Annotated in this window: 24 protein-coding genes; 11 read left to right on the top strand and 13 right to left on the bottom strand. The window is 58.7% G+C overall.

The window, feature by feature from the left end:
- Positions 1-80 precede the first annotated feature (80 nt).
- The 3 genes from CCX46_RS01725 to CCX46_RS01715 form a co-directional block, all read right to left on the bottom strand.
- Complete coding sequence (locus CCX46_RS01725) at positions 81-2,120, bottom strand: leucine-rich repeat domain-containing protein (protein ID WP_238704372.1); 2,040 nt, start codon at positions 2,118-2,120, stop codon at positions 81-83.
- A 192-nt stretch (positions 2,121-2,312) separates the two neighbouring features.
- On the bottom strand, positions 2,313-4,781 hold the full coding sequence (locus tag CCX46_RS01720) for a leucine-rich repeat domain-containing protein (RefSeq protein WP_127925498.1): 2,469 nt from the start codon (positions 4,779-4,781) through the stop codon (positions 2,313-2,315).
- A gap of 183 nt (positions 4,782-4,964) precedes the next feature.
- The gene (locus CCX46_RS01715; RefSeq protein ID WP_127925497.1) at positions 4,965-5,405 is read right to left on the bottom strand and encodes a hypothetical protein; all 441 of its coding nucleotides are present in this window, start codon (positions 5,403-5,405) and stop codon (positions 4,965-4,967) included.
- Between CCX46_RS01715 and CCX46_RS01710 the strand changes: the two genes are divergently transcribed.
- A complete protein-coding gene (locus tag CCX46_RS01710; RefSeq protein ID WP_127925496.1) occupies positions 5,404-5,859 on the top strand; it encodes a tRNA (cytidine(34)-2'-O)-methyltransferase in 456 nt (151 codons plus the stop codon). The genes CCX46_RS01715 and CCX46_RS01710 overlap by 2 nt on opposite strands.
- A gap of 123 nt (positions 5,860-5,982) precedes the next feature.
- Here CCX46_RS01710 and secB read toward each other — a convergent pair whose 3' ends face one another.
- Genes secB through CCX46_RS01695 form a run of 3 tightly spaced genes read right to left on the bottom strand, consistent with a single transcriptional unit; the run spans position 5,983 to position 7,195 of the window.
- Positions 5,983-6,468: a protein-export chaperone SecB gene (secB, locus tag CCX46_RS01705; RefSeq protein ID WP_007909233.1), complete on the bottom strand. Its 486-nt coding sequence runs from the start codon at positions 6,466-6,468 to the stop codon at positions 5,983-5,985.
- Positions 6,469-6,525: 57 nt separating this feature from the next.
- Complete coding sequence (gene grxC, locus CCX46_RS01700; protein ID WP_025110925.1) at positions 6,526-6,780, bottom strand: glutaredoxin 3; 255 nt, start codon at positions 6,778-6,780, stop codon at positions 6,526-6,528.
- Position 6,781: 1 nt separating this feature from the next.
- Positions 6,782-7,195 carry a rhodanese-like domain-containing protein gene (locus CCX46_RS01695; protein WP_016986346.1) on the bottom strand — a complete coding sequence of 138 codons (414 nt, stop codon included), beginning with the start codon at positions 7,193-7,195 and terminating at the stop codon, positions 6,782-6,784.
- 153 nt (positions 7,196-7,348) lie between these two features.
- Between CCX46_RS01695 and gpmI the strand changes: the two genes are divergently transcribed.
- The 5 genes from gpmI to CCX46_RS01670 all read left to right on the top strand — a co-directional run bounded on the left by gpmI (position 7,349) and on the right by CCX46_RS01670 (position 14,016).
- Positions 7,349-8,878 carry a 2,3-bisphosphoglycerate-independent phosphoglycerate mutase gene (gene gpmI, locus CCX46_RS01690; protein WP_127925495.1) on the top strand — a complete coding sequence of 510 codons (1,530 nt, stop codon included), beginning with the start codon at positions 7,349-7,351 and terminating at the stop codon, positions 8,876-8,878.
- Between the two features lie 229 nt (positions 8,879-9,107).
- On the top strand, positions 9,108-10,394 hold the full coding sequence (locus tag CCX46_RS01685; protein WP_077570329.1) for a murein hydrolase activator EnvC family protein: 1,287 nt from the start codon (positions 9,108-9,110) through the stop codon (positions 10,392-10,394).
- A gap of 31 nt (positions 10,395-10,425) precedes the next feature.
- Positions 10,426-11,745, top strand: a complete 1,320-nt coding sequence (locus tag CCX46_RS01680; protein WP_127925494.1) for a S41 family peptidase — start codon at positions 10,426-10,428, stop codon at positions 11,743-11,745.
- A 2-nt stretch (positions 11,746-11,747) separates the two neighbouring features.
- Entirely contained in the window at positions 11,748-12,524 is a 777-nt protein-coding gene (locus tag CCX46_RS01675) for a divergent polysaccharide deacetylase family protein (protein ID WP_127925493.1), read from the top strand.
- A gap of 118 nt (positions 12,525-12,642) precedes the next feature.
- Positions 12,643-14,016 (top strand): Vps62-related protein, encoded by a 1,374-nt coding sequence (locus CCX46_RS01670; protein ID WP_224790087.1) that lies wholly within the window; start codon positions 12,643-12,645, stop codon positions 14,014-14,016.
- Here CCX46_RS01670 and CCX46_RS01665 read toward each other — a convergent pair.
- Complete coding sequence (locus tag CCX46_RS01665; RefSeq protein WP_127925492.1) at positions 13,997-14,752, bottom strand: substrate-binding periplasmic protein; 756 nt, start codon at positions 14,750-14,752, stop codon at positions 13,997-13,999. The two genes, CCX46_RS01670 and CCX46_RS01665, sit on opposite strands and share 20 nt — an antisense overlap.
- Positions 14,753-15,074: 322 nt before the next feature.
- On the opposite strand from CCX46_RS01665, the gene CCX46_RS01660 reads away from it, so the two are divergent.
- On the top strand, positions 15,075-16,592 hold the full coding sequence (locus tag CCX46_RS01660) for a trypsin-like serine peptidase (protein ID WP_127925491.1): 1,518 nt from the start codon (positions 15,075-15,077) through the stop codon (positions 16,590-16,592).
- Positions 16,593-16,645: 53 nt separating this feature from the next.
- Here CCX46_RS01660 and hisF read toward each other — a convergent pair whose 3' ends face one another.
- From hisF to CCX46_RS01630, 6 genes are all read right to left on the bottom strand, one after another.
- Positions 16,646-17,416, bottom strand: a complete 771-nt coding sequence (hisF, locus tag CCX46_RS01655; RefSeq protein ID WP_007897430.1) for an imidazole glycerol phosphate synthase subunit HisF — start codon at positions 17,414-17,416, stop codon at positions 16,646-16,648.
- Between the two features lie 9 nt (positions 17,417-17,425).
- Positions 17,426-18,163, bottom strand: coding sequence for a 1-(5-phosphoribosyl)-5-[(5-phosphoribosylamino)methylideneamino]imidazole-4-carboxamide isomerase (gene hisA, locus CCX46_RS01650; RefSeq protein ID WP_003220753.1), 738 nt, complete (start codon positions 18,161-18,163; stop codon positions 17,426-17,428).
- A 101-nt stretch (positions 18,164-18,264) separates the two neighbouring features.
- On the bottom strand, positions 18,265-18,525 hold the full coding sequence (locus CCX46_RS01645) for a DUF2164 domain-containing protein (RefSeq protein WP_122609200.1): 261 nt from the start codon (positions 18,523-18,525) through the stop codon (positions 18,265-18,267).
- Positions 18,526-19,164 carry an imidazole glycerol phosphate synthase subunit HisH gene (hisH, locus tag CCX46_RS01640; protein ID WP_127925490.1) on the bottom strand — a complete coding sequence of 213 codons (639 nt, stop codon included), beginning with the start codon at positions 19,162-19,164 and terminating at the stop codon, positions 18,526-18,528.
- Positions 19,164-19,757 (bottom strand): imidazoleglycerol-phosphate dehydratase HisB, encoded by a 594-nt coding sequence (gene hisB, locus CCX46_RS01635; protein ID WP_007909204.1) that lies wholly within the window; start codon positions 19,755-19,757, stop codon positions 19,164-19,166. The genes hisH and hisB overlap by 1 nt, the downstream gene beginning before the upstream one ends.
- A 273-nt stretch (positions 19,758-20,030) precedes the next feature.
- The gene (locus tag CCX46_RS01630; protein WP_127925489.1) at positions 20,031-21,695 is read right to left on the bottom strand and encodes an OFA family MFS transporter; all 1,665 of its coding nucleotides are present in this window, start codon (positions 21,693-21,695) and stop codon (positions 20,031-20,033) included.
- Positions 21,696-21,919: 224 nt separating this feature from the next.
- Between CCX46_RS01630 and CCX46_RS01625 the strand changes: the two genes are divergently transcribed.
- The 4 genes from CCX46_RS01625 (at position 21,920) to CCX46_RS01610 (ending at position 25,961) form a co-directional block, all read left to right on the top strand.
- Positions 21,920-22,324 (top strand): acetyl-CoA sensor PanZ family protein, encoded by a 405-nt coding sequence (locus CCX46_RS01625; RefSeq protein ID WP_127925488.1) that lies wholly within the window; start codon positions 21,920-21,922, stop codon positions 22,322-22,324.
- 78 nt (positions 22,325-22,402) lie between these two features.
- Positions 22,403-24,628 (top strand): AsmA family protein, encoded by a 2,226-nt coding sequence (locus tag CCX46_RS01620; protein ID WP_127925487.1) that lies wholly within the window; start codon positions 22,403-22,405, stop codon positions 24,626-24,628.
- Complete coding sequence (mutY, locus tag CCX46_RS01615) at positions 24,625-25,692, top strand: A/G-specific adenine glycosylase (protein WP_127925486.1); 1,068 nt, start codon at positions 24,625-24,627, stop codon at positions 25,690-25,692. Before CCX46_RS01620 ends, mutY begins: the two co-directional genes overlap by 4 nt.
- Positions 25,689-25,961, top strand: coding sequence for an oxidative damage protection protein (locus CCX46_RS01610; RefSeq protein WP_016772129.1), 273 nt, complete (start codon positions 25,689-25,691; stop codon positions 25,959-25,961). Before mutY ends, CCX46_RS01610 begins: the two co-directional genes overlap by 4 nt.
- Positions 25,962-26,043: the final 82 nt, after the last annotated feature.

Raw genomic sequence — 26,043 nt, 5'->3', positions numbered from 1 at the left:
CGCATAGCGAAGTCCGCCCGTTTTGGGAACCCTGATACAGGCAGGTCAGGGATTCCCGCTTTTACACCGCAGTCCCGGGGTCAGTCGAGCCTCGGACGCTTGGGTAGATGATGCAAGGGCTGATTCTGTCGCCCGGGATCAAGTGCCTTTATTTCCTCCTCCAGCCTTTCCAGCATCTTTCCTGGACTCGTTTCCTTCCTGGCTACGTCCCTCAGGCGAGACCGTTCAACAGCGCCTGCCTTTTCGAAACTTTCGAGAAACGCCCAGACCCGGCGCTCTAATAGCTGACGTTCTACGAAGAATTCAGGCGTACGGCTCAGATTTCGAATCCGCGAGAACAAACTGCTTTCAGAAAAGCTGTTCAACCTGTCCCAAAGCGCCAGTTTCTCTGGAGCTTGCGCGTGTGGCACATGTCGTAGCCAGAGATCCGCCGACGTATCAACGCTCTCTACTCCCAACCAGATATCGGTGCCCGTTTGTCGACGCGCAAATATCAATCGCCGCAGGGACGCGGGGTCTGTAATAGGATTTCCGGTCAAGTTGAAGCCTGCTCTAAGCTCCACTGATTCGGGAATCGATCTGATTCGATTGTTCGCGAGATTCAATACTGTCACGGGAATTTCAGACGTGATGCCGTCGGGAAACTTGTCGATTTCCGTGCTGGAAAGATCAAGTTCCCGCAACTTGCTCATTCCTTCGAGCGAAGGCGCATCAAACAGCGAATTTTCGCCGAGTTTCAATATTTCCAAGCCTTTGGGGCCATTCCCGGTGCCCAGCCCGCCAGGAAGCTGGCTGATACCGGTCTGCGTCAGATTCAATACCCGCAGCTCGGACATCCCGGTAACGTCAGGCGCCCGCCCTAAAAAAGGATTTCGTTGAAGATCCAATACCTGTAACCGCGACCATCCGGCCAACTCGTTCAGTCCGGCAGGCAAGCCGACAAGACTGGTATTACCCAGTTTCAACACCCGCAACTCAGTCATATCGCGTATCGAAAAACCATGCCCGAGGGGATGGCCTTCCAGGTTCAGCTCGCGCAAACGTGACAGCTGTTTCAATTGTTCAATATCGGCTCGCGAAAGGTGGAGCAGAGGGTTACTCAAGTCCGCCACGCGCAACTCCGTGAGCCGTCCGACTCCGTCGGGCAGTCCATACATCATTTGGCCTGACGTCCTCAGTGTTTCAAGGCTGGGAAAACCGGCGAAGAAATCCTGCGGTGTTTGTGACGAAGAACCTCTCAGAGTAAGAGAAACAACGGAATTGATGGGTGTAGAAAAAAGTGGGGCCCTTTGCATCGGCCATTCGCTTAGATCGATATCCATCCTGAAACCCGCCATTCGCCCGCCGCGATAGATTCGCCCCCAAGGGTCGAGCTTGCTGCCTTGCCACTTGTACAGTTGAATCAGCTTGGCACTCAGTGACAGTCGACTCGCGTAATCGGCGCCGGGAGAGTCCTTGAGGGCATTCGTCCAGGTGCTGAGCTCACGCTCCAACTGCGGCAAACCCAGTTGAATGCGTTTGAGTTCAGTCTCTAACGTATCCTTGTCACCAAACCGGGATACAACGTCATCCGCTTGTCGATCGGACAGTTCCGGAAGGTTTTTTTTCACCTGCGCTCGAAGGGTCAAGTCAACGCCCTCCCGTGGATGCCAGAAACCGCTGTCAATGTCGCGCACCAACTCGGGGCCGGAAGGATGCCGCTCATTGGGCAACCGTGCTCGATACGTTGCATCGACCGGATCCATTGCGACCAGAACAGTGCCGCCCTCTGACAGATCGACGTAATAACGCTTGTTAAACGCCCTGAGGCCACGGCTGTCGGCATCTGGAAGCGTTATCCCGGCGCCGATCAAGTAATTCTCCAGTAGCGGCACGGCTGCCGGATGCGGGATGTCAACGGCAGTCATTTGAACCAGCACGGCCGGCTCCGGGCGGACGACATCAGCGTGTGTATCGCGGGATGGCCCGGTTCGCAGCTGCAGGTCATCGAGCGCAAGACCTGAGTCGACGCTTCTGCGGATCGATGGATCGGGGAGCGAAGTATCCACATCACCGGGGCGGCTCGGGCTACCGGGAACATTCACGTGGGTACTGCCACTGCGAGGTGGTTTTACTGGCATGTTTTTCATCCTTGAAGAACTCGCCCTTGGCATTCACGCAAGGGACGATGGTTTCGGCATCCTGCCGGTTAGTGGTCCTGGCCAGCTTCTTTTCAAAACTGCTGACCGCTGATCCCGTTCAAGCGTTCTGTCGAGCTCCCGCATAAACGCAGTTCTCGGATTTCCGCTTTCATACAGGCCGTCACTTCAGCGTCATCCAAGTTTTGGGTGTTTTGGCAACTGATGGAGCGGCTGATGCTGCCACGTCGGGTCAAACTTCTTTATTTCCTCTTCCAGCCTGTCCAGCATCTTTCCTGGGCTGGGCTCGGTGACCGCCATGTCCCGCAAAACTTCCTGCTCGCCGAGACTGGTCTTTTTGAAATGCGCGAGAAACGACCAGACGCGACGCTGTAAAAGCGGACGTTCGACCACAAACTCCGGTGTGCGCACCAGCTCAGCGAAGCGTCTCATCATTGGCGAATTCTCTTGATCGGCAAGTGAGTTCCACAGGGCAATTTTTGTAAAGTGTTGCGCCGCAGGAACATTGTGCAACCAGTGATTGATCCCCACACCTGGATGTCCTCTATCAAGCCAAACATCGCGGTCTGTCTGTCGACGCGCAGCAATCAGTCGTCGCAGGGAGGTCGGATCGGATATCCGCGCGCCATCCAGCTCAATCCCCGTCCTCAGTTCAACGGTCTCGGGGATCGACAGGATCGAGGTCAAGGAAAGATCCAGCCGTGTTTTCGGCACCTCGAAGGTGACGCCTTCCGGGAAATGCTGGATGAACGTCCGGCTGAGATCCACCTCCACCAATGCGGGCATTCCTCTGAGCGTCGGCGCCACGACAAGCGGGTTGTGCGACAGGTTCAGTACCTCAAGCCGCGTCGGACCGTTGGGAAGACCAAGCCCGACGGGCGGCTGACGTATACTGGTATGCGACAAATTCAATTCGCGCAATTCGGACATCAGGGTGACGTTGGGTGCATCCCGCAACTTCGGATTGTGATACAGATCCAGCACCCGTAAACGCGACGCGACGGGCAAGAAGGTCAGTCCGGAGGGAAACAGTTCCAGATCACAGGAGCGCAGGCGCAGTACCCGCAACTCGTTCATCCCCATCACTGAGAGCCTGGGCCAGATACTGCAATTGGAAAGGCTCAACTCCTGCAAACGGCTCAAACCGGTGAAATGTTGCTGACTGATCGACGGCAGCCAGAGGGAGGTTTCGCGTATTTCCAGAACTCGCAATGCTGCGAGTACGTTGATCTCGGCAAGCAGCCCATTGTTCTTACCGCTGAGTCCGTGTACTTCGAGGGTTTCAATGTGCGAAAACCTCGAAAACAGATTTCCCAGGTTGTTCGATGTGGTCCCCTCTAGCCGAAGAGCAACCACAGAGCCAAGTCGCGTGACGAAAACGGGAAGCGTCAGGTTTCCGCGGTGCCCCAAGTGCAAATCCAGCCTGAAACCGACCAGCCGTCCGTCTCGGTAGACCTTTTCCGAAGCTTCCCCCTGCCATTTATACAGCCGACGCATGCGAGCACCGATATCCAGTCGTCGAGTGCGCTCGGCGCTGTCGTTACCCTTATAAGCACTCTCCCACGCAGTTATCTCACGGTCCAATAGCGGGAACTCGAGCTGCATTCGCTTGAGCTCCACCTCTGCCGCCGTCGATTCACCGAAACGCGCAATGAAGTCATCGGCATGTTGATCGGTTGCATCGGCAAAGTAGCGTTTGACCTGTGCCCGCGTGGTTGCAACCGCCGGTGGCAGGATTGCCGAGGGGCCGGGGCTGTCGAGCCAGGGTCGATGAAAGTTGAGCGGGTTGGCGGGGGCGGGGTCATTGCGTTGCATGCCTCCCCTCAATCCAGTGAGGATGGATACCCAAATACCCTGCTCGTTTCGAACGATGGCTCGGGTTTCACCGCTGCGACTGGCGCGGTAAATATTGGCGCTGTCCGTGGCAACAGGATCCTTGGGATTGACCAGACGCCACACCCTGTATTCGGGACGGGATGCATCAAGATCCTGCATCACCTGATACACCTGTTCGTCGATGGCTACGTAGAGTTTGCCATCGTGATGTATCAGGCCGTCGCTGCCGGGGGCTACGCCGTGCAGATCAAGCCCGGTACGAAAGACGTGCAAGCTTGCGTCGGCCAGAGGAGTGGTGTGTGCGTTAAAGTCGTTGTGCGGATGCCAGATGCCGCTCTCGATGTCACGCAACAGCAATGGTCCGGACGGCAGTAACTCGCTTGCCAGTCGAGCGCGATGAAATCCCGTGTCCGGGTCTACCCCGACCAACACGATGCCGCCGTCAGGCACATTCACATACTGGCGATTTTTGTACACCCTGAAGCCGTCGCTGTCGGCGTCCGGCAGCACGGCCACTGACTTTATCCCGTAATTCTCCAGCGACTTGTACATGACCGGAGGGGTTTCAGCAGGGAGCGGCGCCGGACGAATCTCGACCATCGGCACCGGCATGCTGGTATCGCGGCCGGCATCATCGCCAGGTGAGCTGTTCCGCAGCTTCGGATCATCGACGCGAGCCCAAGGGGTCGTGCCATCGCGGCCGAGCGTGTCAGCCTGTGAAAAATCCTTGTCCGCACTTCGATTCGGCTGCGTGTGAACATCAGTATCCACGCGAGTGCTGCCACCGCGAGGTGGTTTTAATGGCATATTTTCATCCTTGAAAAGACGTCCCTGGCATCCAGGCAAGAGACGAAGGGGGTCGGCATCCTGCCGTTTGAAAGTGCGAACGATAGCGTGCGCTGGTGTTGAATGGAGATCGGAAAAGTAGACAGTCTCAGTGGGAAACGACACCCAAGAGCGTCGGAGCGAACATCTGTAAAAATGACGCTACTAGCGTTCTTGCAAGCGGACTTCCAGGCGCCAGCGATCATCGACTTCGCTGCCGACCCACTCGCCCAGCAGCGGCCGCGCCGCCAGCACCGTCAACAGCAAGCCGCCGTCACTCTTGCGCGTGCGCCAGTTCACGTCCTTGCCACTGAGTTTGAACTGGCCGTTCTGCGCCGGGCCTTCGGCCTGAAACAGCAGCGCCACGGTGCCATCGATGATTTCGCCGTGCAGCTTCGGCTCGTTGTTGAACCACACCACCAGGCCGCCATCGCGCACTTCAACTTGCTGCAGCACGCTTGGGTCCGGCGTGGTCAGGCGACCGATCATCAAACCGATCATCACGCCGACAATCGCCAGCGAACCGATCACCCGCGGGAATAGTTTCGAACGGTTGTCCACAGGCGGCGTAGAATGCCGCTCATCTTTACCTTCGGAGCCGTGCATGTTTCACGTCATCCTTTTTCAACCAGAAATTCCGCCGAATACCGGCAACGTTATCAGGCTGTGCGCCAACAGCGGCTGCCACCTGCATTTGATCGAACCGTTGGGCTTCGAGATGGACGACAAGCGCTTGCGCCGTGCCGGTCTCGACTACCACGAATATGCCACGCTGCAACGTCATGCGGATCTGGCCAGTTGCCTGGAGAGCCTGGGCAATCCACGGCTGTTCGCGTTCACCACCAAAGGCTCGCGGCCGTTTCATGATGCCGCGTTCGTCCCGGGTGATGCGTTTTTGTTTGGCCCGGAAAGCCGTGGCCTGCCGCCGGAAGTGCTCGACGCGCTGCCGCCGGAACAGCGCCTGCGCCTGCCGATGCGCGAAGGCTGCCGCAGCCTGAACCTGTCCAACACCGTGGCGGTCGCTGTGTACGAAGCCTGGCGCCAGAACGACTTCAAGTAACACCGCAAAACAAATGTGGGAGCGAGCCTGCTCGCGATTACGGAGTGTCAGTCAACTTTGATGTGTCTGACAGACCGCTATCGCGAGCAGGCTCGCTCCCACATGGGGTGTTGCTAAACCGTCTTATTGAACGGTTGGCGTCTCGCCGCTTTCCTGCATGCGCTGCAGCTCTTGCGCGTACAGGGCGTCGAAGTTCACCGGGGCCAGCATCAGGGCCGGGAACGAACCACGGGTCACCAGGCTGTCCAGGGTTTCGCGCGCGTACGGGAACAGAATGTTCGGGCAGAACGCACCCAGGGTGTGGCTCATCGAAGCCGCGTCCAGGTTCTTGATCAGGAAGATACCGGCCTGTTGCACTTCAGCAATGAAGGCCACTTCTTCACCGTTTTTCACGGTAACCGACAGGGTCAGCACAACTTCGTAGAAATCGCCTTCCAGCGCTTTCTGACGAGTGTTCAGATCCAGCGCGACAGCCGGATCCCACTGCTGGCGGAAGATCGCCGGGCTTTTCGGGGCTTCAAAGGACAGGTCGCGTACGTAGATGCGCTGCAAGGAGAATTGCGGTGCGGTTTCTTCTTCGCTGGCTGCAGTGTTCTGTTGGTCAGTCATCTCAGATCCTTATCGATCTTGGGTCTTTTAGGGAGTGCTGTACGTGGGTGCAGCCGTTCAGGCCTTGAGCAGCGCGTCGAGCTTGCCGGCGCGCTCCAGGGCATACAAATCATCACAACCGCCGATGTGCTGGCTGCCGATCCAGATCTGCGGCACGGACGTGCGTCCGGCTTTCTGGGTCATTTCGGCGCGCACCTGCGGCTTGCCATCGACCTTGATCTCTTTGAAGGCCACGCCTTTGTTCTCGAGCAGGTACTTGGCTCGCGAGCAATAAGGGCAGTAATCGCTGGAGTAGACGATGACTTCGCTCATATCACTTCACCAGCGGCAGGTTGTCGCCTTTCCAGCTGGAAATCCCGCCGGACAGCTTGGCGGCAGTGAAGCCGGATTTCATCAGTTCGCGGGCGTGGGTGCCGGCGGTCTGGCCCAGGGCGTCGACCAGAATGATGGTCTTGGCCTTGTGCTTTTCCAGCTCGGCAACGCGCGCAGCCAGTTTGTCCTGGGGAATGTTCACCGCGCCAACGATATGGCCGGCAGCGAAATCCTTGGCCGGACGGATGTCCACCACCACGCCTGCATCTTTGTTGACCAGCGCGGTCAGCTCGCCGGTGCTCAGGCTTTTACCGCCGCCCTGCATCGTGTGCGCCAGCAGCAGAGCCAGCAGTACGACGAAGATACCGACAAGAATGTAGTGGTTAGTGGCAAATTCAATCAGGTGAGCAACCATCGAAGGAGGTTCCAGGGCGTTAAAATGTCGGCCAGTATACACAGCCACTATGGTCGGCCAAACCCCGTCCGGCGGTGACGCGGTCGGAACTTAGCTTTAAACTCCAACTCCCTTTTCCATCGCCCTCTTCTTTATTAGCCACGAGTGGATTCCATGACGACTACGCCTAAACCTTTGGTCCTGATGATTCTCGACGGCTTCGGTCACAGCGACAGCCCCGAATCCAACGCCGTTTTCGCGGCGAAGAAGCCTGTTCTCGATCGCCTCTGGGCCAGCGTGCCGAATGGCTTGATCTCGGGCAGCGGCATGGACGTCGGCCTGCCGGACGGCCAGATGGGCAACTCTGAAGTCGGCCACATGAACCTCGGCGCCGGCCGCGTGGTGTATCAGGACTTCACGCGCGTGACCAAGTCGATCCGCGACGGCGAATTCTTCGAAAACCCGACCATCTGCGCCGCGGTGGATAAAGCCGTGGCCGCCGGCAAGGCCGTGCATTTCATGGGTCTGCTCTCCGATGGCGGCGTGCACAGCCACCAGGATCACCTGATCGCCATGGCCGAACTGGCCTTCAAGCGCGGCGCCGAAAAAATCTACCTGCACGCCTTCCTCGATGGCCGCGACACACCGCCGAAAAGCGCCGCCTCGTCGATCGAACTGCTCGATGCGACCTTCCAGGCACTCGGCAAGGGCCGCATCGCCAGCATTATTGGTCGCTACTTCGCCATGGACCGTGATAACCGTTGGGATCGTGTCGCTCAGGCGTACAACCTGATCGTCGACGGCAACAGCGAGTTCAACGCGGCCACTGCGCAGGAAGGTCTCGAGGCCGCTTATGCGCGCGGCGAGAGCGACGAATTCGTCAAAGCCACGTCCATCGGCGAACCGGTGAAGGTTGAAGACGGCGACGCCGTGGTGTTCATGAACTTCCGCGCCGACCGTGCCCGCGAGCTGACTCGCGTGTTCGTCGAAGACGACTTCAAGGATTTCGAACGCGCACGCCAGCCGAAACTGGCCGGTTTTGTCATGCTGACCCAATACGCGGCAAGCATTCCGGCACCGTCGGCATTCGCCCCGGGCAGCCTGGAAAACGTGCTGGGCGACTATCTGGCGAAAAACGGCAAAACCCAGCTGCGCATCGCAGAAACCGAGAAATACGCGCACGTGACCTTCTTCTTCTCCGGCGGTCGTGAAGAACCGTTCCCGGGTGAAGAGCGCATCCTGATCCCGTCGCCGAAAGTCGCTACTTACGACTTGCAGCCGGAAATGAGCGCACCTGAGGTGACCGACCGCATCGTCGACGCCATCGAAAACCAGCGTTACGACGTGATCGTGGTCAACTACGCCAACGGCGACATGGTTGGCCACAGCGGCGTGTTCGACGCGGCAGTGAAGGCTGTTGAATGCCTCGACACCTGCGTCGGTCGCATTGTCGACGCCCTGGAAAAAGTCGGTGGCGAAGCGCTGATCACCGCAGACCACGGCAACGTCGAGCAGATGGCCGATGAATCTACCGGCCAGGCGCACACCGCGCACACCACCGAGCCGGTGCCGTTCATTTATGTCGGCAAGCGTGACCTGAAAGTCCGTGAAGGCGGCGTGCTGGCGGACGTGGCGCCGACCATGCTGAAACTGCTGGGTCTGGAAAAACCGGCGGAAATGACCGGCACCTCGATTCTGGTCTGACCCGGTCCAGAAAACACCGCAAAACCCTGTAGGAGTGAGCCTGCTCGCGATAGCCATCTGACAGTCGACTACTCTGTTGAATGTAAGTACGCCATCGCGAGCAGGCTCACTCCTACATTGGTTTGTGGTGTTTTTCAGGCCAGTTATCACACAGCCCCAATTGGGCGTTTTTTTTGCAGCCTCGGGCGGGCATACTAGGCCGTCCATTACCCTGGTGCCGCCCGCCTCTATGCTCCGCGTCCTGATCGCCCTCGCTCTGACCTGCCTGCTCCAACCGGCCTTCGCTGACGAGCGCGCGCAAACCCAACAGCAGTTGGACGCCACGCGTCAGGACATTGCCGAGCTGAAAAAGCTGCTGAGCAAAGTCCAGGAAGAAAAATCCGGCGTACAGAAAGAACTCAAGGGCACTGAAACCGAGCTGGGCAAGCTGCAGAAGCAGGTCGACGCGCTGCAGAAAGAACTGCAGAAAAGCGAATCCGAGCTACAGCGACTCGATGCAGAGAAAAAAAAACTCCAGAGCGCGCGCACTGAACAGCAGCGACTGATCGCCATTCAAGCCCGTGCGGCCTATCAGAACGGCCGGCAGGAATACCTCAAGCTGCTGCTCAACCAGCAGAATCCCGAGAAATTCGCCCGCACCCTCACCTATTACGATTACCTGAGCCAGGCCCGCCTGGAGCAGTTGAAGAACTTCAACGAAACCCTGCGCCAGCTGGCCAATGTCGAAAAAGACATTGCCGCCCAGCAAGCACAATTGCTGGTGCAGAAAAGCAGCCTCGACACCCAGCGCGACGAACTGGAAAATGTTCGCAAGGAACGCCAGCAAGTCCTCGCCAAGCTCAACGATGACGTGAAAGCCCGCGATCAGAAACTCGCCGCCCGCGAGCAGGATCAGGCAGACCTGTCTAAAGTCCTTAAAACCATTGAAGAAACCCTGGCCCGCCAGGCCCGTGAGGCAGAAGAAGCGCGGCAGAAAGCGCTGATCGCCCAGCAGGAAGCGGAAAAAAAGCGCTTGCGTGAGGCGCAGGCTGAAAACAGCGACGCCCCACGGAAACCAGTCAAATCTACTCCCGGCGCGCTGGTGTCCAGCAGCGGCGAGACCTTCGGTGGCCCTTTTGCTGCAACCCGGGGAAAACTTCCGTGGCCGGTTGATGGTCGACTATTGGCACGCTTCGGCGAAAGCCGTGGCGACGACGCCCGCACCAAGTGGGACGGCGTGATGATCAGCGCCTCTGCCGGCAGCCAGGTGCATGCCGTACACGGGGGGCGCGTAGTGTTCGCCGATTGGCTTCGCGGCGCCGGGCTGCTGGTGATCCTCGACCACGGCAACGGTTTTCTGAGTCTTTACGGTCACAACCAGACGCTGCTCAAGTCGGCCGGTGATGTGGTTAAAGCCGGTGAGTCCATCTCCACTGTCGGAAACAGTGGCGGCCAGGACACATCAGCGCTGTATTTCGCAATTCGTCAGCAGGGTCACCCGAGTGATCCGGCGCAATGGTGTCGTGCGCAAGGATAAGCGCACCGCCTAATTAAGGAGTTCGTTCGACATGCTGCATTTGTCCCGCCTTACCTCGCTGGCCCTGACGATCGCTCTGGTGATCGGCGCGCCTCTGGCGTTCGCCGCGCAACCGGCCCCGGCCGTCGCTCCGGCAGGCACAGCCGCAACCTCCAAGGCACCGCTGCCGCTGGAAGAGTTGCGCACCTTTGCCGAGGTCATGGACCGGATCAAAGCCGCTTACGTCGAGCCGGTGGACGACAAGACCCTGCTGGAAAACGCGATCAAGGGCATGCTCAGCAACCTTGACCCGCACTCGGCCTACCTGGGCCCTGAAGATTTCACCGAGCTGCAGGAAAGCACCAGCGGGGAGTTCGGCGGTCTGGGCATCGAAGTCGGCGCCGAAGACGGTTTCATCAAAGTCGTTTCGCCAATCGACGACACCCCGGCGTCGAAGGCCGGTATCCAGGCCGGCGACTTCATCGTCAAGATCAACGGCCAGCCGACGCGCGGCCAGACCATGACCGAAGCTGTCGACAAGATGCGCGGCAAGATCGGCCAGAAAATCACCCTGACGCTGGTACGCGATGGCGGCACGCCGTTCGACGTGACGCTGGCACGCGCGGTGATTCAGGTGAAGAGCGTCAAGGCACAGCTGCTTGAATCGGGCTACGGCTACATCCGCATCACCCAGTTCCAGGTCAAGACCGGCGATGAGGTCTCCAAGGCCCTGGCGAAGATGCGCAAGGACAACGGCAAGAAACTCAACGGCATCATCCTCGACCTGCGCAACAACCCGGGCGGCGTGTTGCAGGCAGCGGTGGAGGTGGTCGACCACTTCATCACCAAAGGCCTGATCGTCTACACCAAAGGCCGGATCGCCAACTCCGAACTGCGCTTCTCGGCCACCGGCAAAGACGAAAGCGAAGCGGTGCCGATGGTGGTGCTGATCAACGGTGGCAGCGCCTCGGCCTCGGAAATCGTCGCCGGTGCCCTGCAGGATCAGAAACGCGCGGTAGTCATGGGCACTACCAGTTTCGGCAAAGGCTCGGTGCAAACCGTGCTGCCGCTGAACAACGACCGCGCACTGAAGATCACCACCGCGTTGTACTTCACGCCGAATGGCCGCTCGATCCAGGCTCAGGGCATTGTCCCGGACATCGAAGTACGCAAGGCCAAGATCACCAGCGAGGCCGATGGCGAATACTTCAAGGAAGCCGACCTGCAAGGACACTTGGGCAACGGCAACGGCGGCGCGGACAAACCGACCGGGTCTGGCAGCAAGGCCAAGGCCATGCCACAGGATGACGATTACCAATTGGCCCAGGCCTTGAGCCTGCTCAAAGGGCTGAGCATCACCTCCGGCCGTTGAGGATGTCTTTGCGTTTCGTCTTCGTTCTGTTGTGCTGTCTGGCGGGTGCTGTTCATGCAGAGCCCGCCAGCACCAAACCACACAAAGCCTACCTGACACTGATCATCGACGACCTGGGGCAGAACCTGCCCCGGGATCGCCGCGTGCTGGCCCTGCCCGGCCCGGTGACCACGGCGATCATGCCTGATACCCCGCACGCCACTGAATTTGCCCGCGAAGCCCATCGCGCCGGCAAGATCGTCATCCTGCACATGCCGATGGACCCCGCCACCGGGCCTTATGCCTGGCATCCGGAACTGCCGATCGAAGAGCTGGAAAAACGCCTCAACGCGGCGTTCAAAATGGTCCCCTACACCGCTGGCATCAATAACCACATGGGCAGCCGCATGACTGCGCAACCCCTAGCGATGGCGTGGTTGATGGGCGAATTGCAGCGCCGGCACAAGTTCTTCGTCGACAGCCGCACCAGCGCACAGACTGTCGCCGCGCAGCAGGCGCAGAAGATCGACCTGGCGAGTGTGTCGCGGGATGTGTTTCTGGATGACGAACGCACTGAAGCAGCGATCTCCGCACAGTTGCAGACGGCGATCAACCTGGCGCACAAACAGGGTTCGGCGGTGATGATCGGGCACCCGTATCCACAGACATTGGCAGTGCTGGAGCGCGAACTGCCGAAGCTGAAAGCTCAGGGAATCGAGTGGATCGATATCAGACAGATGATCAGCCTGCGCAGCAATCGCGCCATGCTCGGGCATGGTAAAGACGGCATCTATCGGTAATACCCGGTCACATTGACTCATACATAGTTACCGCAAGAAACCCTCGCCCTTTCCGGATAGTAAGACCTGCAACAGGTCGCGACTCACCCCGAGTCGTTTTTTACTATCAGGAATGACTATGACCACAACTGACACTACTCCATTGCCTGCCAGGCAAATGGAACCGATCAGGCTCGACAACCTGCTGATCAATTTCACGAGCGAATTTCTGCGCATGTGGGATACCGATGGTTCGCGAGCCAAGCCTGCTGCGTTCTGGCGCCCCACCCCCGCCCCCGATTTGCTTCCCGGTTACTTCCCGCTGGGCGACGTGGTTGCGCCAGGTCTGGGCAACATCAATGGCAACAAAGTGGTGGCCGTGGTGTGCGAATCGCCGACGCCCAGTGTCGACGCTGGCAAAGGTAAAGCCTTGCGCAGCCCCGATGATTTTGAGTTGATCTGGCGGGATTCCGGTTCGGGATCGAAAAAGGACGGCGCTGTCTGGCGCCCGATTCCGCCTGCAGGGTACGTGGCACTGGGATCGGTATGCTCCAACGGTCACGAAAAACCCTCGCTCAATTCGATTCGCTGTGTTCGCGCCGATCTGGTGATTGCCTCGAGCGCCAGCGACCCACTGTGGAACGACAAGGGCAGCGGCGCACGACAAAGCATCAGCGCCTGGGGCGCGCTGCCACCAGCAGCAGCATCCGGTGAGATCTACCTGGCTCCCGGCACTTTCGTGGGATTCAATGGTTATTCGAAACCGGCGGATCTTCAGGTCCACTCGCTGCGTCTGCAGATTCCGCTCATCATCAATCCACGGCCTGTGGCACCTTTGCTTTGCGGGATAACACCGACTGCACTGGACCTGCCGCAGCAGCCTACCTTCATGGCCAGCCTACCGTGGTTCACGGTGAAGGACCCGCTGCTGGCCCCCCTTGAGCAACTGCACACGTCGCCGTTCTATACACTGCAGCGCACCGATAAATACGTGCTTGTCGGTCATGCTCACAACAGCGAAAGCACCAGCCAGACATTTCGCTGGACGGCGTACCGCGAGCAGCGAACCGACGGCCTGCGCGCATTTACCAACAGCACTTCAGTCGAGTTTGGAGCCCAATGGCAAACCAATGTGCGCACTCCTTTCCTGTTTTCGGCAAGGCTGGGGCATGAGTTCACACAATGCGAAATGCACTCGAACGAATGGCTCAACACGGCGGCCATTGAAGTCGTCGCGGTGGTCGACGGCGGAAAGTCAGTGGCGGCCTATCTGATTCAAAGCGACTACCGACTGCTGCGTGCCGACGGCACAGCCGTGGCAAACCTTTTCAGCTATACCGCCGGCAGCAGCCTGCACATCAGCCAATACACATCCGAGGTACCCGAAAACATTGTCCCTGCCACGCAGCCGGTCGCAACAGAAACGCCCGTAGATATTGCCGAAATGGAGCAAACACCCACCCCTGCGTCGACTGAGCAGGACGTCGTGAGCGCTACAGATAGCGCCCCATGATCTCGTCCACCACGCCTTCTTTGCGTAGCTGATCCAGCGCGGCCTGAAGCCTGGCAACGACGTCGTCGGAGACGTCCTTGTTCAGCGCCAGATACAGTTCCGCGCTGTTGAAGCGCAACACCGTTTTGAGGCCGGTGACACCGTCCTGCCGTGCCAGATAGCGTCCGGCAGGATCACCGGTGGCCCACAGGTCGATCTGGCCATTGACCAGTTTCTTCGCGTTATCCTGATCACGCAGCACCACGATCGGCTTCAGGCCTTGTTTGGCCAATGTCTCGGCAATTGCATCGCCCTTGTAGGCGCCAACTTTGTACTTGCGCGCGTCATTGAGGGTTTCGAGGGTGATCTTGCTGTCAGCCTTGGCCAGCATGATCCAGTCGTCCGGACCGATCGGGCCGACCCATTTGAAGAGTTTTTCGCGATCCGGCAGGCGCGCCATCACGAAGGCGCCGTACCCAGGATTTTCCAGAGCGAGTTTGTAGACGCGCTCCCATGGGAAACGCAACGTCAGGCTGTAGGTGATACCAGCACGCTTGAACATCTCGCGGACGATGTCGGCGGCGATGCCGTTGATGTTTTCGCCTTTGGCGAAGTTCTTGCCATCTTTCGCCATGTTGTAGGGCGGGAAGTTTTCGGTGAGGAGCACCAGATCGGTGTCGGGACTGTTTTCGGCGCGGACAGTGTTGATGAGCAACATTGATGTGCTGGCGAGAACAAGAAGCAGGCGTTTGATCATGTCGGGCTACCGAAATCCATGGCGTGCCCAAGAGTGCCTTGGGTGCGCCATGCTGTCCACTGGCCTGTATGGTTTTCCATCCTGACCCGATTAAAAAGCACCAGCACGTGCTGAAGAATCAAAAAAAGAGCATGCGAAAGAACAGTTTTCAGCCGTATCAGAGATGCCTGCGGCATTCACCGACCTCACACTTTTAACTTGCAGATAACAGCACTCACAACAAGTCACATTAGCCAGCACATACCGAACAGCACAACGAATTAAACTCACCTGCGAAACACAGCTGCTCCATTAATTCCTGAAATACGGTCAAGGATTGATCATGACTAATAAAGTCCGAATATTTTTTGCGTGCTCAACAATAGCGCTGGCACTTCCCTTAATCTCCTGCGCAGGCACTACAGCCGAAGCGCCGGAAGCAATTCTGCTAAGTAACGCGGGTGGCGACTTCAATCACTGGAACGGTGTTGGCAAGATCTTCAAAGACGATAGGCCTTATTGCAGCGCATTCCTGCTCGATACTCGCGGAACAGGTAAAGAAGCAAACGGGCCTGCTTACGTAATGACCAATGCGCACTGCACTTCCATCAGAGTCGGCACAATTGCTGACATTGCTTATCAAGGTCAGATGCAGTTCAATTTTTTCCATGACACGCTCGCAGGCGCCAAGCGTTATGACATCGACAAGGTCAACTGGGCCAGTTTCGCCAGTACGGATATCGCAATATTGCAGTTAGGCACCTCACTGGACAGCCTGCTGAAAGACGGAATAACCCCACTCAAGCTCGCGGCGGCAGCGCCCCGCAACGTCAGTCAGGTGAACCTGGTAAGCGCGCCCGCCAATGCAGCCGGCCTGAGGCTTTCGACCTGCACACAAGAGCCGACCGACACCACCCTGATCAAGTATTTGAACATTCACACCGACTACCAAAAGCAGAACTGCAAAGGAATTGAGCCTGGCTCATCGGGCGCCCCGGTGATCGATGCTGAAACGGGACAAGTGACCGGCATATTATCCGGCACTACTTACGGTATTCCTTCGGATGACTTGTGTTTCTGGCATGGTCTGTGTGGCGATAAAAAGACACCATCTCTATTGCCGCATCAGGCGAGCCAAAGTTTTCCTGTCGACTATCTGACTGGTTGTTTCGCCAATGGAACATTCCGTCTCGACACAGAAAACTGCGCACTCACTCCAAACTCAAACTTTCAGCTCAGATCAAACTCAAGAGCAATTACAGATATCGGACTGCACAAAGCGCCCACCAGCACCAGCCAACCAACACCCAAGTGGGATATCAATTTTTCCATGAGTACCGAGTTCTATCGCTTCAAGACTGTTCGTGATGCACAGGCTTGTTATTCACCTGACAACTACAGCGACCGAATCAGTACAACCAGCGCAAAAGTGCAATCAGAGATTGGCCGAGAAGCCGGACTGCATTATTTATGCTTGATTGGCGTGAACTCAATCGATCAACAAGCCGATAGCCGACTGCTTGGAAACGCCCAAATCCTCGCAGCAAGAGTCGTAACGCCCGTTCCGATGCAACTACCCGCGCCGACGCTCACCATTGAGCCAGACGGAAATTATCTTTTTATAAAGTACCGTGAAGAGGCAGATCGCAATCTCTGGACCCAGATCTACACGGGCCCGGCAGAAGAAACCAATTGCTCCGAGATCAATCCTGAGCACTACAGCAAAGTCGACGACGGGTTTTACACCCCCGTTCAGGCGCTGCCATTGACGCTATGCAGTTACACGATGGATCGAAACCTGAGTGTTTCAGAGGTTCGGACTGATCACCTGCACCCTACGCAATCCCGGATAGCAGAATGAATCATGTGGCGGGTCTCGCTCGACGCGAAGTCCGCCACAGCACCGACGACCATCTAACGCATCACGATCCCGCGATGCGCCATATAGGCCTTGGCTTCCTGCACGGTGTATTCGCCGAAGTGGAAAATACTCGCCGCCAGCACCGCACTGGCATGGCCCTCGAGAATGCCATCGGCCAGATGCTGCAGGTTGCCGACACCACCGGACGCGATCACCGGAATGCCCAGCGCATCACTGATTGCGCGGGTCACACCGAGGTCGAAACCGTTTTTCATGCCATCCTGATCCATGCTGGTCAGCAGGATTTCACCGGCACCGAGGCCTTCCATTTTCTTCGCCCACTCGACCGCGTCGAGGCCGGTTGGCTTGCGCCCGCCGTGGGTGAAGATCTCCCAGCGCGGGGTTTCACCCGGGCCAGAAACCTTCTTCGCGTCGATGGCGACGACGATGCATTGCGAGCCAAAATGCTGCGCTGCTTCGCCAACGAATTCCGGGTTGAACACGGCCGCAGTGTTGATCGACACCTTGTCCGCGCCGGCATTCAGCAGATTGCGAATGTCCTGCACGGTACGCACGCCACCGCCGACGGTCAGCGGGATGAACACCTGGCTGGCCATGCGCTCGACGGTGTGCAGCGTGGTGTCACGGCCATCGACGCTGGCGGTGATGTCGAGAAAGGTAATCTCGTCGGCACCCTGCTCGTCGTAGCGACGAGCGATTTCCACCGGGTCACCGGCGTCGCGGATGTTTTCGAACTTCACACCTTTGACGACCCGGCCGTTGTCCACGTCCAGGCAAGGGATGATGCGTTTGGCCAGCGCCATGGTCAGTCCTCAGCCTTGGTACGAATCGCAGAAAGCTTGCGCTTCGGCGACGTCGAGGGTGCCTTCGTAGATCGCCCGGCCGGTGATGGCGCCGATGATGCCCGGCGCCTTGGCGTCGAGCAGCGACTTGATGTCACCCAGATTGTGGATACCGCCGGACGCGATCACCGGAATCTTGGTGGCGGCGGCCAGCGCAGCGGTGAACGGTACGTTGCAGCCCTGCATCATGCCGTCTTTGGCGATGTCGGTATAAACGATCGAGGACACGCCGTCGGCTTCAAACTGCTTGGCCAGATCGATGACCTGCACGGTGCTGATTTCAGCCCAGCCATCGGTGGCGACAAAACCGTCTTTGGCATCCAGACCGACGATGATCTTGCCCGGGAACGCGCGGCACGCTTCAGCGACGAACGCCGGATCTTTAACGGCTTTGGTGCCGATGATCACGTAGCTGACGCCGGCCTTGACGTAGTGTTCGATGGTTTCCAGCGAACGGATGCCGCCACCGATCTGGATCGGCAATGTCGGGTAGCGCTTGGCGATTGCGGTGACGACTTCGCCGTTGACTGGCTGGCCTTCGAACGCACCGTTCAGATCGACCAGATGCAGACGGCGGCAACCGCCCTCCACCCACTTGGCAGCCATGCTCACCGGGTCATCGGAGAACACTGTGGAATCTTCCATGCGGCCCTGGCGCAGACGTACGCAGGCACCGTCTTTAAGATCGATAGCGGGAATAATCAGCATGCTTTTTCCTTCGTCAAAAGAGCGGCAAGCTGCAAGCGACTAGCTGCGAGCATGCGGTGTACCAGTTCTTGCAGCTTGAAGCTTGCGGCTTGCAGCTGCTCCTAATTTTTTTCGAGCGCCCACAGGTCGCTTTCGATGCTTTCAAACCGCTCTTTGAGGTGGGTCTGCACATCGAAAATCGCCCTGTTGTAATAGTGCGGAGCAATTTCGCGGGTAAACAGTTCAAGAATTTCCGCCGCTTCGAACGAACCCAGGTCGAGTTCGAAACGGTCTTCCATGAACCGTTGGATCTTGCGATTGGCCTCGTTCTCCTGTTCGGGAGTGAGGGTCAGGATCGGCGGTCTGGACTTCTTGGCAGCCATTTACCAGCGACCGTCCCACGCGGCGAAGTTCTGCAGCAATTGCAGGCCATGGGTATGGCTCTTCTCCGGGTGGAACTGCACGGCGAAACGCGAGCCGTCGGCCAGCGCTGCAGCGAAATCGACGCCGTAGTGACCGCCGCCAACCACTTGGCGCGCATTGGCGGCAGCGATGTAGTAGCTGTGCACGAAGTAAAAACGCGCCATGTCCGGAATGTCATGCCACAGCGGGTGGCTGACCTTCTGCTTCACCTCGTTCCAGCCCATGTGCGGGACTTTCAGGTGTTCGCCGTCTTCATGCAGGTCTTTGCCGAAGAACTTCACCGCGCCCGGGAACAGGCCGATGCAGTCGACGCCGTCGTTCTCTTCGCTGGTGTCGAGCAACGCTTGCATGCCGACACAGATACCGAGGAACGGACGATCCTGACTGACTTCACGCACCAGCGAATCGAAGCCGAGGCGACGGATCTCCGCCATGCAATCGCGAATCGCGCCAACACCGGGGAACACCACGCGGTCAGCTTCGCGAATCACCGCAGCATCGCTGGTGATCAGCACCTTGCCGGCGCCGACGTGCTCGAGGGCCTTGGCCACCGAGTGCAGGTTACCCATGCCGTAATCGATAACTGCAAACGTCTGCATTACAGAACGCCTTTGGTCGATGGCATTTGCCCGGCCATGCGCTCATCCAGCTCGACGGCCATGCGCAGCGCGCGGCCGAAAGCCTTGAACACGGTTTCGATCTGGTGGTGGGTGTTGGTGCCACGCAGGTTGTCGATGTGCAGGCTGACCAGCGCGTGGTTGACGAAGCCCTGGAAGAATTCCTGGAACAGGTCAACGTCGAAGCCGCCCACGGTAGCGCGGGTGTACGGCACGTGCATCTGCAGGCCTGGACGACCAGAGAAATCGATGACGACGCGCGATAGTGCTTCATCGAGCGGCACGTAGGCATGACCGTAGCGACGGATGCCTTTTTTATCGCCAATGGCTTTGGCAAATGCCTGGCCAAGGGTGATACCGACGTCTTCCACCGTATGGTGGTCGTCGATATGCAGATCGCCCTTGCATTCGATATCCAGGTCGATCAACCCGTGACGGGCGATCTGATCCAGCATGTGCTCAAGAAAAGGAACACCGATATCGAATCGGGCCTTTCCAGTGCCATCAAGGTTGATCGAGGCTTTGATCTGGGTTTCCAGAGTGTCGCGCTCGACAGACGCCTTACGTTCGGCCATCACCAGCTCCGCAAAATCATTGGGCGAAAAAGGCAGCCATTATAGGCACGCGGGGCCGAAACAGAAACACGATAGGTGAGATGGCTGACGGATAGAACCCCCGGCTGTCGCGGGTAGACATGTCCATACAAGCCATTACAGGCAGCGCAAAAACAAATGTGGGAGCGAGCCTGCTCGCGAATGCGGTGGGTCAGCCAACAATTAAGTTGACTGATATTCCGTCTTCGCGAGCAGGCTCGCTCCCACAGGTTCGGTGTTTATTCAGCTAACACCTTAGTGAAACAGTACCGCCGTCTTCTGCAGGGTCACCCACACACCCCACGCCAACGGAATACCTACAGCCAGCCAGGCAGCGATTGCCAGCGGCTTGCTGCCCGGCGCCGCTTTCCACTCCAGAACGGTGCTGGCGTCAGCACCCTTGTCGTGGCCCAGCGCCTGTTCGGCCGCCAGCTCAGCGTCAGTCATGAAGTACTTGTCGGCCACCGGACGCACCATCAGGTTGCACAGGAAGCCCAACACCAGCAGGCCGGCGAGGATGTACAAGGTGATGTCGTAAGCGGCAGCGCGTTCAACGCCGATGCTCAGCTGATATTCACGCAGGTAGTTCACCAGCACGGGACCGAGCACGCCAGCCGCCGCCCACGCCGTCAGCAGACGACCGTGGATTGCACCGACCATCTGAGTACCGAACAGGTCGGCCAGATACGCCGGCACAGTGGCAAAACCACCGCCGTACATCGACAGAATGATGCAGAACGCCGCCACGAACAGCGCAACGTTGCCCAGGTGCCCCATGTTCGGAATCAGTGCATACAGGGCAAAACCCAGGGCGAAGAATACGAAGTAGGTATTTTTGCGACCCAGGTAGTCCGAGAACGAGGCCCAGAAGAAGCGACCACCGATGTTGAACAGGCTCAGCAGACCAGTGAAACCGGCAGCGATCGCGGCGATCGAAGCCAGTTGCCCGGCGTCGAGCTGACCGAATGGCACGTCAACACCCAACAACTTGCCACCGAACACTTCCTGCAGCAGTGGCGAAGCCATGCCGAGAATGCCGATACCAGCAGAAACGTTCAGGCACAGCACCAGCCAGACCAGACGGAATTGCGGGGTTTTCCACGCCACATTCACGTGCACATGGCGATGAGTGATCATCGAGTTGGAAACCTTTTTCGCCGGAGCGGTCCAGCCTTCAGGTTTCCAGCCGGTTGGTGGCACGCGGTACGACAGTGCGCCACCGATCATGAACACAAAGTAGATCGCGGCCATGGCCACGAAGCTCTGCCAGACGCCAACGCCTTCAGCCGAACCGAAGTGGCTCATCAGCGCGGTTGCCAGCGGTGCACCGACCATCGCGCCACCACCGAAGCCCATGATTGCCATGCCGGTGGCCATGCCGCGCTTGTCCGGGAACCACTTGATCAGGGTCGATACTGGCGAGATATAGCCCAGACCCAGACCGATACCGCCGATCACGCCGGAGCCAATCCACATCAGCCAGATCTGATGGGTATAAATACCCAGCGCCGAGATCAGCAGACCGCCGCACCAGCACAGTGCCGATACCACGCCAGCCTTGCGTGGCCCGGCGTGTTCCAGCCAGCCACCCCAGATCGCTGCCGAGCAGCCGAGGAAGATGAAGAACAGCGTGTAGATCCAGCCGAGCATCGAGATCGGCCAGTCGCATTGCGACGAGAACACTTGTGCGATGAAGCTCATGTCCGGTGCACAAGCCACCGGAGCGGTAACGCCCAGCGCCTTGGACAGCGGCAACCAGAACACCGAGAAGCCGTAGGCCATGCCGATGCACAGGTGGATGGCCAGAGCGGCCGGTGGGACTAGCCAACGATTGAAACCGGGCTTGGCGATGATGCGTTCCTTGGACAGGAACGCGGGCTGGTCGGCTCTGAGGCCGTCCGCCGTGATGCTCGTGCTCATTGTGTATCCCCCAATTATTAGTATGGTTCGCCAGCCACTGTTCACCCCCGGCCTTTATGCACGCAGGCATGACCGTTTTTTTGGGTGAAGCTCCTTGAAGGCGCGACGTTAAGTCGCAGAAGGACGGACGAACGGGCGAAGGTTACCATTTGCACGTGACAGAAAAACCAAACTGATATCACCTTTTTTATGTCATCTGTTCTCGTACCACTCAGGAAAACGCCATGCCGATCGTTGTTGAAGCCGTGAAAGACGCCAGTTATCAGGATCAGCAGGATTTGCAGAAGATCTATCGCGATGCGCCAGAATGGCTGTTTGCGCCGTTTTCCGGGGAGGCTGAACTGATCGAAAGCGCCCTCGCGGACGGGACTCTGATTGCCGGACGCTTCAATGATCGCCTGCTTGGCGCAGCGCTTCTGCAAAGGCACCACAACGTTTGGTACTTGTCCCATTTATGCGTACGAAAAGTTACCCGTCGCCGTGGGGTAGCCGAACGGCTGGTGAACCAAGCGCAGAAAATGGCGTCGCAAGCGGGGGCCGAACTGCGTCTGTTGGCGCCTGAAGGGCATTTTGAAGCTCAGGCACTCGCCGCCAGGTTGCAGGTGCCGCTGGAGGTGCTGGCAACATGACGTCACAGCGAACCGGGCGGTTGCAGCGCTATACTCCCCGGCTAAATTACGAATTCGACTAATTACAAGGACTCGCCCATGAAAGCGTTCGGCAAAATCCTGGGTCTGGTACTTCTCGGGTTGTTGCTGATCATTGTGGCGGCAGGTTTTGCCCTGACCCACCTCTTCGATCCCAACGACTACAAAGACGAGATTCGCCAGATTGCCCGCGACAAGGCCCACATCGAGCTGACGCTCAATGGCGATATCGGCTGGAGCCTGTTCCCATGGCTTGGCCTGGAATTGCACGAGGCCAGCGTCGCCACCCTGATCAAACCTGCCGAACCGTTCGCCGACTTGCAGATGCTCGGCCTGTCCGTGCGCGTGCTACCGCTGCTGCGCCGTGAAGTGCAAATGAGCGACGTGCGCGTCGAAGGTCTGAACCTGCGCCTCAATCGCGACAAGGACGGCCATGGCAACTGGGAAGACATCGGCAAGGTGCCTGCCCCGGCGGGTGCAACGCCGCCAGCCGCTACGGCTGGCCAACCGGCCAGCGAAGCTCCTGTTGCGGTGGAAAAACCACCGCAGCCGATCCGCCTCGATATCGACAGCCTGACTGTCAACAACGCCCGCGTTGAGTACAACGACGAGAAGACCGGCAAGCAGTTCAGCGCCGAAAGCATCCAGTTGAGCACCGGCCCGGTACACGATTCGACCAATATCCCGGTAAAAGCCACCGCATTCCTCGGCACCAATCAACCCGTGCTGCGCGTGCGTACCGAGCTCACCGGCGAACTGCGCATTGAACGCGCCCTGCAACGCTACAAGCTGGAAGACCTGAAGCTGTCCGGCGAACTGGCTGGCGACCCGCTACAAGGCAAGACCATGACCTTTGCCGCCCAGGGGCAGTTATTACTGGATAAAGCGGCGAACGTCGCCGAATGGACTGGTATCAAGATCTCTGCCAACCAATTGCGTGCCTTGGGCGAACTGAAAGTCAACGACCTCGACAAGACGCCGCAGATTACCGGCGGCATCTCCATCGCCCAGTTCGACCTAGCGAAATTTGTCGACAGCATCGGTCAGAAACTCCCGGCCATGGCCGAAGGCAGTCTGAGCAAGGTCGAACTGGTCAGCCGTGTGGCCGCCACGCCAACCAGCATCGCACTCGACAACATCAACCTGAAACTCGACGACAGCAGCTTCAGCGGTCGCATCGCCGTCGAAGACTTCGCCAAGCAGTCACTGCGCGCAATCCTCAAGGCTGACACATTCAACGCTGACCGTTACCTGCCGCCAAAATCGGCGCAGGCCAATAGCGCCACGCAGGTGCGCCAGGCCGAAGTTGCCAGCACTGAAGCCGATGCCATGGCCGGCGCGGGCTCAACGCCTCTGCCGGACAAACCAAGCAAAACCGCCTGGAGCACCGAGCGCCTGTTGCCGGTTGAACGCCTGGCCAAACTCGACGTGGACGCCGACCTGACCTTCGGCCAGTTGACCCTCGACAAACTGCCGATCCAGAACGCAGCGCTCAAGGCTACCGGCCAGGGCGGCTTGCTGACCCTGACCAACCTGAGCGGCGAGTTGTACAACGGTGGTTTTGCAGCCAACGGCACCCTCGATGTGCGTCCGAACGCACCCGTGCTGAATTTGCAGACCAGACTCAACCGCGTGCCTGTTGAAAAAATTCTCGAAAGCCAAGGCAAGAATCCGCCGGTCAAAGGTCTGGTGACCCTGACCAGCAACGTGACCGGCAGCGGCAACAGCCAGCAGGCGCTGATTGACACCCTCAACGGCAACGCCAGTTTCGTGATCAACAACGGCGTGCTGCTCAACGCCAACCTTGAACAGCAACTGTGCAAAGGCATCGCCACGCTCAATCGCAAAACCCTCAGCGGCGAGCCACGCGGCAAGGACACACCGTTCCAGGAACTCAAGGGCAACCTGACCTTCCGCAACGGCGTCGCCAGCAACCCGGATCTGAAAGTGCGCATCCCCGGCATGACCGTCAACGGTGACGGCGACATCGACCTGCGTGTGCTCGGCATGGATTACCGCGTCGGCATCATCGTCGAAGGCGACACCAGCGCCATGCCGGATCCGGCGTGTCAGGTCGGCGAAAAATTCGTCGGAGTCGAATGGCCGCTGCGCTGCCGTGGCCCGCTCGAATTGGGCGCCAAAGCCTGCCGCGTCGACAACGATCGCCTCGGTCAGGTCGCGACCAAACTGGCCGGCGACAAGCTCAGTGAGAAGATCGACGAGAAACTCGGTGACAAGGTCAGCCCGGAACTGAAAAACGCATTGAAGGGGCTGTTCAAGCGATGAGAGCGGAGCAATTTTCCACGGCGGTGCTGGATTGGTTCGACCGCCACGGCCGCCACGATCTGCCTTGGCAGCAGGACATCAACCCGTATCGGGTGTGGGTGTCGGAGATCATGTTGCAGCAGACCCAGGTCAGCACCGTGCTCAATTACTTCGACCGGTTCATGGCCGCGTTGCCGACGGTCGAAGCGCTGGCCGAGGCGCCAGAAGACGAAGTGCTGCACCTGTGGACGGGGCTGGGTTACTACACCCGCGCGCGCAATCTGCAGAAGACCGCAAAAATCGTCGTCAGCCAGTACGGCGGCGAGTTTCCGCGTGACGTTGAAAAGCTCACCGATCTGCCGGGCATTGGCCTGTCCACCGCTGGCGCCATCGCGAGCATCAGCATGGGCCTGCGTGCGCCGATCCTCGACGGCAACGTCAAACGCGTGCTGGCACGCTTTACCGCGCAAGAGGGCTACCCCGGCGAGCCGAAGGTCGCCAAACAGCTCTGGGCCAACGCTGAGCGCTTTACGCCGCACGATCGGGTCAACGCCTACACACAGGCGATGATGGATCTCGGCGCCACGCTGTGTACGCGCAGCAAGCCGAGTTGTCTGCTGTGTCCGTTGGAACGGGGTTGCGAGGCGCACATGCTCGGCCTCGAAACCCGCTACCCGATCCCCAAGCCGCGCAAAACCATCCCGCAGAAGCGCACGCTGATGCCGATGCTCGCCAACGGCGACGGCGCGATTCTGCTTTACCGTCGCCCCTCGAGCGGTTTGTGGGGCGGTCTGTGGAGCCTGCCGGAACTTGATGACCTCAACGACCTGCAACATCTCGCCACTCAGCACTCGCTGACCATGGGCGAGCAGCAGGCGCTGCCGAGCCTTGTCCACACCTTCAGCCATTTCCAGTTGTCCATCGAACCCTGGCTGGTTCAGGTGCAGGAGGCCGCCCATCACGTGGCCGAGGCCGACTGGCTCTGGTATAACCTCGCCACCCCGCCGCGCCTGGGCCTCGCCGCCCCGGTCAAAACCTTGCTCGAACGCGCGGCCGCCGTCTTGAATGCAGGAGTGTCGCCATGACCCGCACCGTAATGTGCCGCAAGTACAAAGAAGAACTGCCCGCGCTGGAACGCGCCCCTTTCCCGGGCGCCAAAGGTCAGGACATTTTTGACCACGTCTCGGCCAAGGCCTGGGCTGACTGGCAGAAACACCAGACCCTGCTGATCAACGAAAAGCGTCTGAACATGATGAACGCCGAAGACCGCAAATATCTTCAGGGCGAAATGGACAAGTACTTCTCCGGCGAGGAATACGCCAAGGCCGAAGGCTACGTTCCGCCTGCAGAGTAAAACCTGCAAAATCGGGGGTCGGATCGTAAGCGACGGAATTAATTTAAGAAATTTTAAAAAAGTCGTTGACGTAAATCCGAAA

The organism is Pseudomonas sp. RU47 (assembly GCF_004011755.1).
Taxonomy (GTDB): domain Bacteria; phylum Pseudomonadota; class Gammaproteobacteria; order Pseudomonadales; family Pseudomonadaceae; genus Aquipseudomonas.
The sequence above is the reverse complement of the archived record's forward strand: the minus strand, read 5'-3'. Positions and strand labels throughout refer to the sequence as shown.

Coding starts and splice junctions, on each gene's coding strand:
- hisF (WP_007897430.1), bottom strand. CDS start 17,416: ATGGCGCTGGCCAAACGCATCATCCCTTGCCTGGACGTGGACAACGGC.
- CCX46_RS01665 (WP_127925492.1), bottom strand. CDS start 14,752: ATGATCAAACGCCTGCTTCTTGTTCTCGCCAGCACATCAATGTTGCTC.
- mutY (WP_127925486.1), top strand. CDS start 24,625: ATGAGAGCGGAGCAATTTTCCACGGCGGTGCTGGATTGGTTCGACCGC.
- CCX46_RS01645 (WP_122609200.1), bottom strand. CDS start 18,525: ATGGCTGCCAAGAAGTCCAGACCGCCGATCCTGACCCTCACTCCCGAA.
- hisA (WP_003220753.1), bottom strand. CDS start 18,163: ATGCTGATTATTCCCGCTATCGATCTTAAAGACGGTGCCTGCGTACGT.
- grxC (WP_025110925.1), bottom strand. CDS start 6,780: ATGAGCGAAGTCATCGTCTACTCCAGCGATTACTGCCCTTATTGCTCG.
- hisB (WP_007909204.1), bottom strand. CDS start 19,757: ATGGCCGAACGTAAGGCGTCTGTCGAGCGCGACACTCTGGAAACCCAG.
- CCX46_RS01695 (WP_016986346.1), bottom strand. CDS start 7,195: ATGGTTGCTCACCTGATTGAATTTGCCACTAACCACTACATTCTTGTC.
- gpmI (WP_127925495.1), top strand. CDS start 7,349: ATGACGACTACGCCTAAACCTTTGGTCCTGATGATTCTCGACGGCTTC.
- CCX46_RS01670 (WP_224790087.1), top strand. CDS start 12,643: ATGACCACAACTGACACTACTCCATTGCCTGCCAGGCAAATGGAACCG.
- CCX46_RS01680 (WP_127925494.1), top strand. CDS start 10,426: ATGCTGCATTTGTCCCGCCTTACCTCGCTGGCCCTGACGATCGCTCTG.
- CCX46_RS01625 (WP_127925488.1), top strand. CDS start 21,920: ATGCCGATCGTTGTTGAAGCCGTGAAAGACGCCAGTTATCAGGATCAG.
- CCX46_RS01660 (WP_127925491.1), top strand. CDS start 15,075: ATGACTAATAAAGTCCGAATATTTTTTGCGTGCTCAACAATAGCGCTG.
- CCX46_RS01715 (WP_127925497.1), bottom strand. CDS start 5,405: ATGCACGGCTCCGAAGGTAAAGATGAGCGGCATTCTACGCCGCCTGTG.
- CCX46_RS01620 (WP_127925487.1), top strand. CDS start 22,403: ATGAAAGCGTTCGGCAAAATCCTGGGTCTGGTACTTCTCGGGTTGTTG.
- secB (WP_007909233.1), bottom strand. CDS start 6,468: ATGACTGACCAACAGAACACTGCAGCCAGCGAAGAAGAAACCGCACCG.
- CCX46_RS01720 (WP_127925498.1), bottom strand. CDS start 4,781: ATGCCATTAAAACCACCTCGCGGTGGCAGCACTCGCGTGGATACTGAT.
- hisH (WP_127925490.1), bottom strand. CDS start 19,164: ATGCAGACGTTTGCAGTTATCGATTACGGCATGGGTAACCTGCACTCG.
- CCX46_RS01630 (WP_127925489.1), bottom strand. CDS start 21,695: ATGAGCACGAGCATCACGGCGGACGGCCTCAGAGCCGACCAGCCCGCG.
- CCX46_RS01725 (WP_238704372.1), bottom strand. CDS start 2,120: ATGCCAGTAAAACCACCTCGCAGTGGCAGTACCCACGTGAATGTTCCC.
- CCX46_RS01675 (WP_127925493.1), top strand. CDS start 11,748: ATGTCTTTGCGTTTCGTCTTCGTTCTGTTGTGCTGTCTGGCGGGTGCT.
- CCX46_RS01685 (WP_077570329.1), top strand. CDS start 9,108: ATGCTCCGCGTCCTGATCGCCCTCGCTCTGACCTGCCTGCTCCAACCG.
- CCX46_RS01610 (WP_016772129.1), top strand. CDS start 25,689: ATGACCCGCACCGTAATGTGCCGCAAGTACAAAGAAGAACTGCCCGCG.
- CCX46_RS01710 (WP_127925496.1), top strand. CDS start 5,404: ATGTTTCACGTCATCCTTTTTCAACCAGAAATTCCGCCGAATACCGGC.